This window comes from Aeromonas sp. FL131 (assembly GCF_049860615.1).
Lineage (GTDB): Bacteria > Pseudomonadota > Gammaproteobacteria > Enterobacterales > Aeromonadaceae > Aeromonas > Aeromonas hydrophila.
In genome coordinates this window covers 4,593,661-4,609,064 of record NZ_CP187595.1, presented here as the reverse complement: position 1 = coordinate 4,609,064, position 15,404 = coordinate 4,593,661, and the positions used below count along the sequence as shown (strand labels likewise).

The following is a 15,404-nucleotide window of genomic DNA, read 5'->3' as shown; positions in this document are numbered from 1 at the left end:
CTTATCAATTCATCCGTCATTCCGCACCTGATTTTGCTATTTTCAGTGCTTGACGGCGATCGGCCGTTCTGATCTATTACTCTCTTTTGCAGGTAGATCATCATGGCCGCACCCGCTATCTCGATCCGTAACCTCGATCACCTTGGTTTGGTCGCCGCACTCTGCCAGGAACTGGGCATTGCCCGCATGATCGATGCCTTGCTCCCCAAAACCCCGCCTTTCAAGGTCTCACATGGTGAAGCCTTGGTCGCCATGATAGTGAACGGCCTCGGCTTTCACAGCAGCACCCTGCACATGTTCCCGCAATTCTTCGCTAACAAGCCGGTTGAGCGCCTGATTGGCCCCGGGATCTGTGCTGATGACCTCAATGATGATGTGCTCGGTCGCTGTCTCGATGCCCTCTTTGAGGCCGATGTCAGCGCCTTGTATCAGGTGATGGCGGCGCAAGTTGTCGAGCGGCTGGGGCTCAAAAGCACCGCAGTGCACCTCGATATTACCAGCTTCCACGTCGATGGCGCCTATGACTGTGCCGATGGGGATCTGGTCGCTGCAAACTGGTGCGTGGTTATAGTCGTGATCACCGGCCAGAGCTGAATCAAGTGATCCTTGAGCTCATCTGTGAAAATCAGGCTGGCCTACCTGTCTATATGCAGGCCCTGAGCGGCAATAGTAATGACACCAAAGCCTTTGCCCAGACCGTTCGTCGCCATTTGAGCAGTCTCAAGGCCGCGCAGGAGTGCCGTTATCTGGTCGGCGATGCCGCACTGTACTGCGCCGATACCTTGCAATTACTGGCGCAACAGCAGCAACTATTTGTGACCCGGGTGCCCGTCACTCTCAATGAGGCAAAGCAGGCCGTGGCAACCATAGGTGCACAACCGCTGACCGCTCTGGGCAATGGCTATCATGGCCGTTGGCAACACGCGAATTATGCCGGGGTCGCGCAACGTTGGTTGCTGGTGCGCAGCGAACAAGCCAGCCACCGCGAGCAGCAGACATTGGCCAAAAACCTGCTCAAAGACAGTACCCGCGAGCTCAAAGCCTTCGCCAAATTGTGTGCCCGACGCTTTGCTTGTGAGGCGGATGCCCAAGCTGAGTTGAGCTGTTTTACCGCCAGCTTGATGCTGCTGCAACTGGATGCCGAAGTGGTAGGTGAACCCGTTTATACAGGACGTGGCAGACCCAAGCGTGGCGAAGAGCCAATTGGCCATCAGTTTCAAATCACTGGGTTGGCGGCAACTAGCCTGGCTTGTGTTGAAGAGGCCCGCAACCAGACCGGGGTGTTCATCCTGGCGACCAATGACCACAGCGATACGCTGACCATGGCCGAACTTTTGGCCACCTATAAAGCGCAGCAGAATGTCGAACGGGGCTTTCGTTTTCTCAAGAGCCCGGAGTTTTTAACCTCCTCACTGTACCTGAAAAAGCCGGAGCGGATTGAAGCGTTGCTCATGGTGATGACCTGTAGCCTGATGATTTACGCAGCGTTGGAGCACCGGATCCGGCAGGGATTAGTGGAGCAGAATCGCAGTGTGGCGGATATGAAAAAGAAACCGACCCAGCAGCCGACGGCCCGTTGGATCTTTTTGCGCTTTGGTGGCATCCATGAATATCGACTGGGAGAAGCTCCGCCACAAGTAACGGAGCTAACAGGAGACCAGCAGATCATTTTGGAGGTATTGGGTGAGCGCTATCGGCAAATTTATTCCTAAATCAGGTGCGGAATGTCGGATTCATAGTAATTGCGACGAGGGGAATGGCCCCAAGGCCAAAACCTGCGATTTTGAAAATTACAACCCTGGGCTTGGTTTGGAGTGGTCAGTACTTGGTAATCATGATAGCGGTACTTTATCGCTACGGGGGGGGATTTATCGCGATTCCTATTCAGATACAGCCACCTATGCGGGAGCTAACTACCGGAAGCTGTGGAATGTGTATAGCGATTGGCAAGCGGGACTTGGCCTGATGGCAGGTTATCTCAATGGTTCCGGTGTGGATGGTTTTGCGATGCTGCCATATGGCATCATCGCTTATAATCGTCTTTCTCTCGAGATTGGTTATGCGCCGAAGACAGATATTGTGCCGGGAAAAAAACATAGCACTGTTACCAGCTTTACGCTTCGCAGGCAGTTTTAAATAAATTAGGTAATCCCCCAGCTTTGCCGGGGAATTCTTATTTAAAAAAGCAAACGATTTGCGAGTTTTTATTCAAGAAAAACAGGCTTGATTATATTTTTGTGATGTTGAACGCCACCAATTTAGCACTGTGCTCAAAATGTCGATAATAGCTCGCATTGAGTTGAGTCAAATGTAATAGCGATTGGCGAAAACGCTGAAATCGGTCTTCACAAACGGGGTCTTGCCTGCGCCAAAAGTGATCTAAATCACCCTGTGTCGTGAGCCCTGGCAGATCGTAGAGCGCTCGCCCCATGCAGAAGGTCGGCACCTTGTGCAATAAGGCCGATAATCCCACTGTGCTGTTGATGGTGATCACCCCTTTGAGCAGGGGGTAGAGTGCCGGCAATGGCAGTTCATAGCCATAAAACACCCGTCCTTCCAAACCCAGCAAATTGACCAAGCGATGGATCTGCGCGCGATAGTGCACAAAACCGCGATCCATGGGGTGGTGTTTGAACAACAGCACATCCTGCGGTTTGGCATATTTAGCGAAAGAGTTGATCACCTCCGCCACCATCTCTTCCACTCCGCTTAGATTAGAGTGTTCGCGGATCTGAAAATCCTCTGTTACTTGCAACGGCACAAAAAAGAGATGACCACGATGGGTCGCCAAACTGTTGCTTAACCGCAGATCGGTCATGTGATGCCACTGTTTGACGACCGCTCCTGCTACCCAGCCCCAGAGCTCTTCAAAAAAACTCCAGGGACGATGATGCTGGTAGTGACGGTAACGTCGATGGTGTAGGGCTTTGTTAAGGTAATAGCGCATGGCAAAACGCGCACGGCACCCCATGGTCGGCCCGACGGTGAGCGGCGCCTCAAAAGGGGCTGGCCACTCGCGCTCGGCTAATTCGGCCCGCCGCTCATACCAGGGACTATGAGCATTGACCCCCCCGCACTCGAGAGTGATGAAATCGGGCCTCAGATATCCCTCTTCCATTGCCCAGAAACGAATGCGTCGCTGATTGCACAGTGTCTTGGCCACCTTATGGTAATAACGACAGTCACCATAGCAAACCACGGCGTCGATCTTGCGTTGCTTCAGCAAACGACGCAGAAAGTTGCGCCAGTGTGCGGGGGGGGCGGTAAAACTGAGATTATCACCGGCACAAGACCAACTGGCATCGCCGCCATTGAAATGCACTTTGGTTACCCTGTGGCCTGCCGTCGTTAATTGCCGACTCAATGTCTGAAAAAAGGGGCCAAGCGGGCCTTGCAGTAACAAAATCTTCATTGACGACTTATCTCAAAAACGGGGAGAGAGAGGGGCGCTGCATCAGCGTCTGGAACAAGTAACCGAGCTTGAGCTGCCAGCGTTGCCAGCGGCTCGCTTTGTGGGCCGATGAGTGTCCCTGCTTCGCCAGCTGGTGGATCAACTGCTCCGGACTTATCCAGAGCCCGGTCTGCCAATCGAGATAGAGCGGATAGGCAACCAGCGTCAGATAGACCAGCGCCGCCAGCGGCAGACTACGTTGACGACGAGCAGGGGGATTGGCATCCGTGGTCAACCCCCAGCCACTGTAGAAGGGTTGGCCCCAGGTCGTCACCTTGACCCCCTGCACCAGCGCCTCGAAGCCACTGAGCGAGGTCATGGTATGCAGCTCATCCACATGGGGATAGAGGCTGGTGAGCCCAATATCCAGCACCTGGCTATCGACACACTCCGCCAGACAGGCCGCTGAAATCGCCCCACCACGATTGCCCGCCACCACATCAGGGTGTGGCTTGTAGAGAATATGAGCGTCGGGTTTGGCCGCTCGCACCGCCCACAGCAACTGCTCGTTGCTGCGAATATGGGGGCTCCCGGTCAGGATAGAGGCATCGCCATCCACCTGACCCACCACCAGCACCAGCTCACGACCATCATCGGGCCTGGTGTAGTGCTGCTGCTCGCCCACATTGTATTTGCTGACCCTGTGTTCCCGTAGCAAGGCGAGCAGCGCATCCCCGCGCTTGACCTCCGCCTCTGTCAACTCCTGATAGTTGAGTAACTGTTCCAGCCCGCTGGGAGTGCGACTGTCGAAATAGATCCCGACCGGGTCCAGTGACAAAGAGGAGGGACGACAGAGATTGGAGCCCAGTCCCCTCGAGCGAATAAAGCCATCCTCGACCCGGATTGCAGAGGCGAGATCGGGGTGGCGGCTACCCCACACCAATATCTGCTCGTCACCGGTCAGCCGCTTGGGTGGCTTGCGCACAAAGCGCAGCTCATCGGCCAAATGCTGGCAAAACGCCTGCATAAATGCCCGCTTCCACAAAGAGAACCCCACCAGATAGAGTCGGCGCCAGCGCGGCGCGGGGCGGCGCTGATTGGCAATAATGGCGATCACCTCCTCTACCTCGCAACGCTGGCCCAGCACAGGGTCGAGATAGCGGGGATAGCGGATCAAGGCTGCCGCGACCAGCTGGGCGAGCGACACTTTTACGTTGCGCCGTTCACACTGCTTGCTGTCATGGGTCAGCCCCCAACCGGCATAAAACGGCATACCGAAGCAATAGACCGGCTTGCCAAGCAACAGGCCCTCAAAACCAAGCTGGGATGACACCGTATAGACAGCATCCACCACATTGAGCAGCGCATGGGGATGGCAGTGATCGGCCACCATCTCCACATCATCCAGGTTCAGACGGGCCAACACCCCACGCTTCTTGCCAAGGCGCATATTGTTAAAACGAGTGTCAGGATGGGTGCGCAGCAACAGGCGCGCATCGGGATGATTGCGGCGGGCAGCCTCCACCATCGCCACAAAATCTGCTTCACTGGCCAGGGCGCCCGGAATGGAGAGATCCCCTGCTACCTGATCGACCAGCAGGATCCTGGGTTTGGCGCTCTGCTGCAGACGAGTGGCAAGCCCTGATGGCAAGCCGCCATAGTCCCCGACAGCAGAGAGGGCGGTCACGCTGCCGCTGGCAATCGACTGGCCGGGGGCAGTGGCATAACAGTTATATTTGGTGATCCCGAGGCGTACCAGCTCATCGATCAGTCGCTCGGCCCGTGCCAACATCTGTGGCTCGCACGGGGTGGCAATCAATTGCTCAAGCTGGCTGGGCTGGCGGGCATCGTAATAGATCCCCACCGGATCGGCGATCAACGAGACCGCCTTGCCCCCTCTGGCGGGATGGCCTATATAACCGATAAAGCCATCTTCCAGCTGCCAATAGGGCAATCCTAACGCTTGTGCCTTCTGCTTAATCTGCTTGGTATTGGCTTTTTGGCCCCAACCAACTAAAACATCATTTTCAGAAAAAGAGACAACCCCTTCCATATGACGTAATGGGCAACCAAGCATAGGTTCAATACTGTTTTTTCTAGCAAAAATGCCTTTCGAACCCGTATATAAAGCCATATCATCTCAGCGAACTAAAGACTCCCTGCCGTAGTGCAGGGAGTGTAATTTAGATAAACAGATCTGCGGTCTCTAATGACTTGGCAGTACTATCTTTTACAGAGGTAAGGATGTCCGCGTTTAATTCGGGCCATTTAATACCAATCGAGGCATCATTCCATGCAATACCTCTATCGCTCACTGGTGCATAGTAATTGGTTGTCTTATATAAAAACTCGGCCGTTTCTGTCAGTGTGACAAAACCATGGGCAAACCCTTCCGGGATCCACAACTGTCGCTTGTTTTCACCTGACAAGTGAACCCCAACCCATTGCCCGAAGGTCGGTGAGCTTTTACGAATATCGACGGCGACATCAAACACTTCACCCGCCACACAACGCACCAGCTTGCCCTGGGCATGGGGAGGCAATTGATAATGCAAGCCACGCAATACCCCTTTCGACGATTTGGAGTGATTATCCTGCACAAAGTTAACCTGATATCCGACGGCCTCTTCAAACAACTTGTGGTTGAAACTCTCAAAGAAAAAACCACGCTCATCACCAAATACTTTTGGCTCAAAAATAAGCACGTCAGGAATCGCTGTCTTAATTACATTCATCTGTCTATCCACATTTGATCCAATTTTTATGGGGGAAGCATCTTCCCTCCCCCCTATATCACATCAGGCTTTGCCGACCATCTTTAACAAATATTTACCATAAGCATTCTTTGCCAACGGAGCGGCGAGATCACGAACCTGCTCGGTAGTAATAAACTTCTGGCGATAGGCGATCTCTTCCGGACAGGCCACTTTCAACCCTTGGCGAGTCTCGATGGTCTGAATAAAGTTGCTCGCTTCGATCAGACTTTCATGGGTACCGGTATCCAGCCAGGCATAACCACGGCCCATCATGGCCACCGACAGATTGCCTTGCTCCAGATAGATGCGGTTCACATCAGTAATTTCCAGCTCACCACGGGGCGACGGCTTCAGGCTCTTGGCGATCTCCACCACGCTGTTGTCGTAGAAGTAGAGGCCGGTCACCGCATAGTTGCTCTTGGGCTCCAGTGGCTTCTCTTCCAGAGAGATAACGGTACCCTCTTTATCAAATTCCACTACCCCATAACGCTCGGGGTCATGCACATGGTAGGCAAAGACGGTAGCGCCACTCTCTTTGGCCGCTGCGGCTTCCAACTGTTTCTGCAGGTCGTGGCCGTAGAAAATGTTGTCCCCCAGCACCAGCGCACAGGGGTCTGACCCGATAAACTCTTCACCCAGAATAAAGGCTTGTGCCAACCCGTCCGGACTTGGCTGCACCTTGTACTGCAAATTCAGACCCCACTGGCTGCCATCACCCAGCAATTGCTCAAAACGGGGGGTATCTTGCGGCGTGCTGATGATCAAAATATCGCTAATCCCGGCCAGCATCAGGGTGCTGAGCGGATAGTAGATCATCGGCTTGTCATAGATGGGCAGCAGCTGCTTGCTCACCGCCATGGTCACAGGATAGAGACGGGTGCCAGAGCCACCGGCCAGAATAATGCCTTTACGTTTGGTCATGATGCTTGTTTCTTATTTTTAAATTGCAAAAGAAAAGGATGGCTTGTGGCCACGCCTTTCTGTTTTATCCCTGCCAGCCAGGGAGGCAGTCACTACATCCCTGGCCAGTGATTTACTTACCGAGGATCTCGGTCAACATCCGCTCCACACCGACTGTCCACTCCGGCAGCACCAGATCGAAGGTGCGCTGGAATTTGCCGGTATCTAGGCGGGAGTTATGGGGGCGTTTGGCCGGAGTCGGGAAAGCGCTGGTAGGCACCCCATTAAGTTGCGTCACCGCCAGTTCAACCCCGGCTTCTCTGGCTTTGGCAAACACCAGCTGGGCGTAGTCAAACCAGGTAGTCGTACCGGAGGCAATCAGATGGTAGAGCCCGGCGACCTCGGGTTTGCTCTGCGCCACGCGGATCGCATGAGCGGTACAATCGGCCAGTAACTCGGCTCCGGTCGGGGCGCCGAACTGGTCATTGATGACTGACATCTCGCTACGCTCTTTGCCAAAACGCAGCATGGTCTTGGCAAAGTTGGCGCCGCGGGCGGCGTAAACCCAGCTGGTGCGGAAGATCAGGTGACGGGAACACAGCGCGGCCCCTTGCTCACCCGCCAGCTTGGTTTCGCCGTAGACGTTGAGCGGTGCCGTTGCATCGGTTTCCACCCAGGGGCGCTCACCGCTGCCATCGAACACATAGTCGGTGGAGTAATGCACCAACCAGGCACCCAATACTTCCGCTTCTTTGGCAATCGCTGCCACGCTGGTCGCGTTGAGCAGCTCGGCAAACTCCCGCTCGCTTTCGGCCTTGTCGACTGCGGTGTGGGCTGCGGCGTTGACAATCACGTCCGGCTTGACCAGACGTACCGTTTCGGCCACCCCTGCTGGGTTGCTGAAATCGCCGCAATAATCGGTGGAGTCAAAATCAACGGCAGTGATGCGCCCCAGCGGCGCCAGTGCGCGTTGCAGCTCCCAGCCTACCTGGCCGTTTTTGCCAAACAGCAGAATATGCATCAGGTACGCTCCCCGTAATTCTGTTCAATCCAGGACTGGTAGGCACCGCTCTTGACGTTATTCACCCACTGCTGGTTATCCAGATACCACTGCACAGTTTTGCGAATGCCCGACTCGAAAGTTTCTTGCGGTTGCCAATCCAACTCCGCGCTCATTTTGCTGGCATCGATGGCATAGCGGCGATCGTGACCGGGACGATCCGCTACATAGGTGATTTGATCGCGGTAAGAGCTCGCTTTCGGCACCATCTCGTCCAGCAGATCGCAGATGGTGTGTACCACCTCCAGATTCTGCTTCTCGTTATGACCGCCGATGTTGTAGGTCTCCCCGACCACGCCCGTGGTCACCACCTTGTAAAGCGCGCGCGCGTGGTCTTCCACATAGAGCCAGTCACGGATCTGGTCGCCTTTGCCATAGACAGGTAACGGCTTGCCATCCAACGCGTTAAGAATGACCAGCGGGATCAGCTTCTCGGGGAAGTGGTACGGGCCGTAGTTGTTGGAGCAGTTGGTGACGATGGTCGGCAGGCCGTAAGTACGGCGCCAGGCGCGCACCAGATGGTCGCTGGAAGCCTTGGAGGCGGAATAGGGGCTGCTGGGGGCGGCGTTTTTCAAGATAGTTGTCGCGCAAAGCTGTTTTAAGCAGCCTCTTTTTGCTCCGGCTCGGGTTTCTCGGGCCGCTCCGGATTTAGCATCACGGCACCGATAGGTGTCCAGTCTCGCGTCTTGCCACTCCACCTCGCTGGGTGTTGTGCTCGGGCGGCCTGGTACACAGCATCCCGTTTCGCCAGCAGGGCTTTATCGTCACCCCGATGCCGCTCGTTGGGTGTGACGAAGCGGATACGGCTATGCCGGTGCTCTTCGTTATACCAGGCCATAAAGTCGCGCACCCACTCCCTGGCCGCTTCCAGACTGGCAAAGCCGTCTGATGGCCACTGCGGACAGTACTTCAGCGTCCTGAACAATGACTCCGAGTACGGATTATCGTTGCTGACCCGAGGCCGTCCCCGCGAGGGCGTGACACCCAGGTCATGCATCTTGGTCAGCAGCGTGACTGACTTCATTGGCGCGCCGTTGTCCGAGTGCAAGACCAGCGGCTGCTTCCAGCACTGCTCGCGGATGATGCTCCGTTGCAGCAACGCCGCCGCCCGTTCACCGCACTCTTGCTCATGCACTTCCCAGCCCACCCCTTTGCGGCTGTAGATGTCCTCTATCAGATAGAGGTAGTAATACTGGCCGCGCACGAGTGACGGCAAGTAGGTGATGCGTATTCCGGCGAAGTTGAACAGCCATTCCGGCCAACGTGAACACCCTGATCCTTAACGCGCTCACGTCACCCCGTTTCTAACTCGAGTGTTCAGATTGGGTCAACTCACTTCTCCTCTTTCTCATCGATTCTCCCTTCAGTGACAGCCGGTGAGCGTTGTGCATCAGCCGGTCCAGGATCGCATCTGCCAGAGTGTTGTCCCCCAAGCTCGCGTACCACTCTTCCGTTGGCAGCTGACTGACCACGACCGTCGAGTATTTCCCGTACCGATCATCCATGATCTCCAGCAGGGCGTTGCGCTGCTCGGCATTCACCGCTTCCAGTCCCCAGTCATCCAGGATCAGCAGCTCTATCCTTGCCAGTTGACCCAGCAGTCTGGCGTAACTGCCATCTACCTTGGCCTGGCTCAGCTCAAGTAGCAGACGCGGCAGCCGGTAGTAACGAGTGCTGTGCCCCTGCTGACAGGCTTGGTAGCCCAGCGCACAGGCTAGGTAGGTTTTTCCGCAGCCACAGGGGCCGGTAATGAGCAGGTTCTGGCCCCGGCGCAGCCACTCTCCTTGGGCCAGGTTTGCCACCTGTGACCGCTCCAGGTTGCGTGCAGACTGGTAGTCCACCTCTTGCACCGTGGCCTGGAGTTTGAGCCTCGCCTGCTTGACCAGCCGAGCTTGTTTACGCTGCTCCCGGCTCAGTTGTTCGTGTTCGACCAGCAGGCTTAGCCGCTCGATGAAGGGCAGCCCTTCGTAGGTACTTGCCTGTTCCAGTTGTTGTTGCACGGCATCCGCCATGCCGGTCAGTTTCAGGTGTCTCAAGCGGGTCAGCGTTTGTTGGGTCATGGGACGTATCCTCTTTAGTGGAAGCTCTGGGGGCCACGGATGTTCTCGTGCTCTTGCGGTAACTCTGGGTAGCTCAGCGGGCTTGCGGGCAGTTGGTCGCGGCCACTGGTCAGCACCGACTTGAGCTGTTTGAGTCGCACCAGACCTTCCCGGTTGGCCAACTGGCAACAGGCTTCAACCCGTGATGGCGGATACTCCCGGCTAAGACTCAGCAGCCCCAGGCAGAGTCGGTATGCCTGCTCGGCATGGGCTTTCTCTTCCAACCGTTCGCTAACCCAGCACAAGGTGCTCGGTCCGATGTCAGCAGCCCACTGTTTAAGACGCCCTGGGGTCCAGCGTTGCTGCTTGCTGTGACGTTCCGGCATGTGCTCAGGGAGCGTGCTCATCCCCGGGATGGTTTTACGTGGATGGCTCGCGACCAGCTGTTGCTGGTGATAGACCTGAAGCAGTGTGTCGCCTGCATGGAGCTCCAGTTGCTGACCCACATACTGGTGTGGCACCGAGTAATGGTGCTGCTCATAACTGACGTGATAGTCGATGTTGACCTTGACCGTTTTGATGGCGACATAGCGATAGGGATGCACCGGCAGTGGTCCCAGTGCCGGGCGGTCCAACTGCTCAAATGCGTCACGTCGGTTACCGGGCAGTTGCTTGAACGGACGCTCGTTGAGTTCGTTCAGCAAGGCACGGATGCACTGGTTGAGTTCGGCAAGCGAGAAGAAGGTCTGATGGCGTAGACGGGCCAGGATCCAGCGCTCGACGATCTGCACACCCACCTCCGCCTTGGCCTTGTCCTTGGGCTTGTAAGGACGAGCTGGCATCACCGCCACCTGATAGTGCTCGGCCAACTGCTGGTAGCTGGGGTTGAGCTCGGGATCGTATCGGCAAGCCTTGCTGACACCGCTCTTGAGGTTGTCGGGGATCAGCAGTGCCGGTGTCCCGCCGAAAAACTCAAAGGCACGGACATGGCTTTGCAGCCAGTCCGGCAGTGACTGTGACCAGGTGGCCTCGGCAAAGGTGTAGTTGGACGCACCGAGCACGGCGACAAAGACTTGTGCCTGACGGACCTCACCCGTAGTCGGCGACACGATGGGCACCGTGGGCCCGCAGTAGTCGATAAAGAGCTTTTCCCCCGCCTTGTGGATCTGGCGCATGGAGCGCTTTTGCAACTGACACCAGGACTTGTAACGGTCACAGAACTGGGAGTAGCTGTAACAGCTATTGGGATAGCGCTGGGTGTACTCCTCCCAGAGCAGCTGTTTGGAGACCCCCTTGCGCTTGAGCTCCTGATGGACAGAGGGCCAATCCGGCACAACATGGCGGGCCGAGATGGTGGTATCGGCCTGCGGATAGAACAGGGCAGCCAGTCGGCCATCATCAAGCTCGGTAGGTAAGGGCCAGGTAAGGCCGAGCGCCTGGGCACTTTTGAGGAGTTTCTGGATGGAGCCGACACTGACCTTGGTACAGATACTGATTTGGCGAACAGAGAGGTCAGCTTCCAGCCGCAGTCGCAGTACTTCACGAATTTTACGCATTGCAATCCTCTTGGCAGACATAGGCTCTTCCCTGGCAAAAGGGAGAGCGTATCAAAGGTTGTTAAATCAATGCGTTAAGGATGATTCCGGTGAATGTGAACAGTGATTCCGGGATGTTGAACACTGTTTCCGGAAAGGAGGGGCGAAGTGTTCAGGTTGAACCGGAATGAGCGTTCACATTGGTCCGGAAATGGTGTTCACGTTGAATCGGAATTGGTGTTCATGATCGGCCGGAATATGCAGGTGATATCCCAGGACCACACTTGATTGGGCCCAGTCGCGGTATGGCTGGTTGGTACCGGCACATGACGCGGTGGCTGGCTACGGCCACGCCTGTGCTGCTGGTCAGCCGCCCGCAAGATGCGATAGAAGCTCGACTCACTGGCCAAGTAGCGCCCCTGGTCGGCCAGCCGTGGCACAATTTGACTCGGCGGCAACGAGGCGAACTCCTGGCTATTGCAGACGTCCAGCACGGCCTGCCGCTCCTCTGGGCTCAATGCATGAGCAGGTATGGAACGAACCGCATCCGGTCGCCTATCGGCACTCAGCTCAGGCCCGGCCAACCAGCGCTGGAGCGTGCGCAGACTCAGCCCCAACACCTCGGCCGCAGGATGCTTGCGGGCGCCAGCTTCAAGCGCTTCGCGCCACCATGCAACGTATTGCTGCCGCTCTGGCAACGAGGTCAGTTGTCCTCGTCGACGTTGCTCCAGTAGGCATCGAGCTTTTTTTGCAATATCAGCAGAGCTGCCGCCTCGGCCAGGGCCTTGTCTTTGCGCCGCAGCTCTTGCTCCAGTTGCCGGATACGCTTCTTGTCCGCTTTGGCCTGTGCCTTCTCCGCCTGTTGTAAGGTACGAGCGGATTGCTGGCCCAGAATACAGGCTTGGCGCCATTGCTGGACTTGCTCGGGATAGAGACCCTTACGGCGGCAGTACTCACTGAGTTCAATCTCGGAAAGCGCAGCGGTTTCCAGCACGACGGCGAACTTGGCCTCGGCGGGCCATTCATCGGTCAGTTTGTTGTCCCCGGGCACAGGAGACCCTCCGTCTTTGGCGTGTTTGCGCCAATTATACAGAGTGACCTCGCTGATGTTTTCCTGCCGAGCCAACTCGGCCACCGACATATTGATGGGCGGCAGCAGCTTCTTGAGCAAAGCAGCCTTGCGCTCACTTGAATAACGAGCCATTCGACACTCTTTATCCGCCCCCGGTCTTCACATTTAGATTATTCAGATTAGGCGACAACTATTCTGACACCGGGGGGGGCGTAGGGGGTGGTCTCGGTAAAGAGCGGCAATGGTTCACCGACCGCTACTTCATCAGGATGGGGCAGATCACCATATACCTCGTCTGTGGAGATGTGGTGGAAGCGGAAGGCCGCCTTGCGTACCTCGTCCAGACCGTTCCAGTAAGCGCGAGCCGCTTCCAGCAACATATAGGTGCCGACGATATTGGTCTCGATAAAGTCAGCCGGCCCTGTGATGGAGCGGTCAACATGGCTCTCGGCAGCCAGATGCATCATGGCATCCGGCTGGTGCAGGGCAAACACCCGATCCAGCTCGGCACGGTTGCAAATATCCACCTGCTCAAACACATAACGCTCGCTTGTCGATACATCGGCTAGGGATTCCAGATTGCCGGCATAGGTAAGTTTATCGAGATTGATGACTGCATCCTGAGTATCACGGATGATATGGCGCACCACGGCAGAGCCGATAAAGCCGGCACCGCCGGTCACGAGGATTTTCATATTAAACACTAGCCTTTTCGGTTTTTTGTGAGGTCAGGGAGTTGATATAGTCAGTCACAAACTGGCCAATTTCATGATGCCTCATACCATAGGCAATATTGGCCTTCATATAACCAGCCTTATTGCCACAGTCGTGGGACAGCCCTGTCATATGGAATGCATCAACAGTTTCTTGCTCAATCAACATGGCTATCGCGTCGATCAACTGGATCTCATTACCAGCTCCAGGAGGCGTCTTTTTGAGCAAGGGCCAGATATTATTGCTCAACACATAACGACCAACAACGGCCAGGTTGCTGGGGGCTTCATCAATATCCGGTTTTTCAACCAACCCGGTAATGGGTGCGGACTGACCTAGCTGCAACTTGACCTGATTGCAATCAGCTATCCCATATTTATCGGTATCAGCTCTTGGCACAGGCTCAACCATTACCTGGCTTTGTCCAGTCAACTTGTAACGCACCAACATGGCAGCCAAATTTTCGGTGTGTTGATCGGCAGTATATTCATCCAGAATGACATCGGGTAAAACAACTGCGAACGGTTCGTCACCGATGACCGGATAGGCACACAAAATGGCATGGCCCAATCCTTTGGCTTCTCCTTGACGCACATGCATGATGGTCACATTTTTCGGACAAATATTCTGTATCTCGTCGAGCAGCTTTCGTTTAACGCGAGATTCGAGTGTCGCCTCCAGTTCAAACGAAGTATCGAAATGGTTTTCGATAGCATTTTTTGAAGAGTGGGTTATAGTGATCAGTTTGCTAAAGAATATGCATATATTTTCGCGTTATTGGCTAGCTCAGTTCGTTTCTTTTCTTTATTAATCAATAATGTTATTGCATCAACCCAACGCTGGGGAACATTCTCCAACAGAATACCGTTGATATTTTGTTCGATAAAATCCTTATAGGGAGCACGATTACTATATACACCCACAGCACCCATTCTGACAAAGTCATAAAATTTTACAGGGCCGCGAGCAAAATTAAAATCTGAGTCAAGCAGCGGTGCCAATCCGATATCCAACTGATGGGTCTTGGTATATGCAAGATAATTTTGCCAACTCATGGGATGCAACACTGAAACTCTTGGCAGGTCTCGATAATATTTATAGATATCATGTTCGCCAAAAATTTCAAAGCTGGCACTAGGGCAGGCTTCCAATACCCCCTCGACGATTTGCCGCAGCCAGTACTTCTCTTCCCGATGAGAGCTTGAACCATGATAAGCGATTCTTACTGGTTTTCTTTTTTCAAGAAGTAATGGCGATGGTTTTGCGGAAACCATTTCCGGGTTAAGGTGGGAATACTTTTTAGCCAAAAAAGCAGTTGAAACCCAAATGTCATCGCAATACTGTGTGATCCATCGATGTTGAGCCGCCGACCGCCTTATTATCTTGGTACGATACTCTTTCGGTAACGTAGATAGAGCCGTCGGATCAAACAGATCATCATCCATGAAATAAACTATCCGAGAGCATCTGTCGATATATCTTTCTATGTGCTGTTGCCACTTCGGAGAGATAAATCGAATAATGACAAGGGCAGATCCTTCCGGAATAGATATTTCAGGGGAAACAAGAATGTCAACGCATTGACATCTTGCATCAGGAAACCGCCCGGTTATAGCCGATTCAAAATAGGCCAATGTCGGGGAATTCCCTTCATGCAAGATAAACAACTTATGACAATCTAGCGTAACAGCCCTCTGGTTTCCATAACTCTGCTTGTTAAGCTTTAAATATGGTTTAAACAATTTTTTTCTAATTATCTCATCCATATAAAGATTACTCAGATAGGATGGCTAAATATGATTGGCATTCCAACCTCATAAAAAATCAAAATCGATAAGAAAAATTTTCATGTGTTAAAAAATTAACATTATAACATGTGTCATTATTCAAATGATGCCCCATTTTATTTTTCATATAATAAACATCTCGTTGGAGTC

General features: G+C 54.3%; 9 protein-coding genes and 6 pseudogenes. 2 read left to right on the top strand and 13 right to left on the bottom strand.

The features are described 5' to 3' along the window. The first annotated feature begins 102 nt into the window (after positions 1 to 102). Both ACPW75_RS21460 and ACPW75_RS21455 read left to right on the top strand, forming a co-directional pair. Positions 103 to 1,712, top strand: a pseudogene (locus tag ACPW75_RS21460) (IS1634-like element ISAs25 family transposase). After that, positions 1,684 to 2,136 (top strand): hypothetical protein, encoded by a 453-nt coding sequence (locus ACPW75_RS21455; RefSeq protein ID WP_425904357.1) that lies wholly within the window; start codon positions 1,684 to 1,686, stop codon positions 2,134 to 2,136. Before ACPW75_RS21460 ends, ACPW75_RS21455 begins: the two are co-directional and overlap by 29 nt. A gap of 91 nt (positions 2,137 to 2,227) precedes the next feature. Here ACPW75_RS21455 and ACPW75_RS21450 read toward each other — a convergent pair whose 3' ends face one another. The 13 genes and pseudogenes from ACPW75_RS21450 to ACPW75_RS21390 form a co-directional block, all read right to left on the bottom strand. Further along, positions 2,228 to 3,412, bottom strand: a complete 1,185-nt coding sequence (locus ACPW75_RS21450) for a capsular biosynthesis protein (protein WP_042048227.1) — start codon at positions 3,410 to 3,412, stop codon at positions 2,228 to 2,230. A gap of 7 nt (positions 3,413 to 3,419) precedes the next feature. Next, positions 3,420 to 5,468 carry a capsular polysaccharide biosynthesis protein gene (locus ACPW75_RS21445; protein WP_042048226.1) on the bottom strand — a complete coding sequence of 683 codons (2,049 nt, stop codon included), beginning with the start codon at positions 5,466 to 5,468 and terminating at the stop codon, positions 3,420 to 3,422. 106 nt (positions 5,469 to 5,574) lie between these two features. Beyond that, positions 5,575 to 6,126, bottom strand: a complete 552-nt coding sequence (rfbC, locus tag ACPW75_RS21440; RefSeq protein ID WP_042048225.1) for a dTDP-4-dehydrorhamnose 3,5-epimerase — start codon at positions 6,124 to 6,126, stop codon at positions 5,575 to 5,577. A gap of 63 nt (positions 6,127 to 6,189) precedes the next feature. Beyond that, positions 6,190 to 7,068: a glucose-1-phosphate thymidylyltransferase RfbA gene (gene rfbA / locus ACPW75_RS21435; RefSeq protein WP_042048224.1), complete on the bottom strand. Its 879-nt coding sequence runs from the start codon at positions 7,066 to 7,068 to the stop codon at positions 6,190 to 6,192. A gap of 112 nt (positions 7,069 to 7,180) precedes the next feature. Then, entirely contained in the window at positions 7,181 to 8,068 is an 888-nt protein-coding gene (gene rfbD, locus ACPW75_RS21430; RefSeq protein WP_042048223.1) for a dTDP-4-dehydrorhamnose reductase, read from the bottom strand. Continuing rightward, positions 8,068 to 8,670 (bottom strand): annotated as a pseudogene (locus tag ACPW75_RS21425) (GDP-mannose 4,6-dehydratase); the annotation flags it as partial. The gene rfbD and the pseudogene ACPW75_RS21425, both read right to left, overlap by 1 nt. 35 nt (positions 8,671 to 8,705) lie before the next feature. Beyond that, positions 8,706 to 9,332: pseudogene (locus tag ACPW75_RS21420) on the bottom strand (IS3-like element ISAs20 family transposase); the annotation flags it as partial. A gap of 79 nt (positions 9,333 to 9,411) precedes the next feature. After that, positions 9,412 to 10,167, bottom strand: a complete 756-nt coding sequence (istB, locus tag ACPW75_RS21415; RefSeq protein WP_000194037.1) for an IS21-like element ISAs29 family helper ATPase IstB — start codon at positions 10,165 to 10,167, stop codon at positions 9,412 to 9,414. A 14-nt stretch (positions 10,168 to 10,181) separates the two neighbouring features. Further along, the gene (istA, locus tag ACPW75_RS21410) at positions 10,182 to 11,723 is read right to left on the bottom strand and encodes an IS21-like element ISAs29 family transposase (RefSeq protein ID WP_001274811.1); all 1,542 of its coding nucleotides are present in this window, start codon (positions 11,721 to 11,723) and stop codon (positions 10,182 to 10,184) included. A gap of 221 nt (positions 11,724 to 11,944) precedes the next feature. Then, positions 11,945 to 12,885 (bottom strand): annotated as a pseudogene (locus ACPW75_RS21405) (IS3-like element ISAs20 family transposase); the annotation flags it as partial. A 74-nt stretch (positions 12,886 to 12,959) separates the two neighbouring features. Further along, a pseudogene (locus ACPW75_RS21400) lies at positions 12,960 to 13,448 on the bottom strand (GDP-mannose 4,6-dehydratase); the annotation flags it as partial. Position 13,449: 1 nt separating this feature from the next. Next, positions 13,450 to 14,241, bottom strand: a pseudogene (locus tag ACPW75_RS21395) (sugar phosphate nucleotidyltransferase); the annotation flags it as partial. Then, positions 14,208 to 14,912, bottom strand: coding sequence for a glycosyltransferase family 1 protein (locus ACPW75_RS21390; RefSeq protein WP_232300660.1), 705 nt, complete (start codon positions 14,910 to 14,912; stop codon positions 14,208 to 14,210). The pseudogene ACPW75_RS21395 and the gene ACPW75_RS21390, both read right to left, overlap by 34 nt. Positions 14,913 to 15,404: the final 492 nt, after the last annotated feature.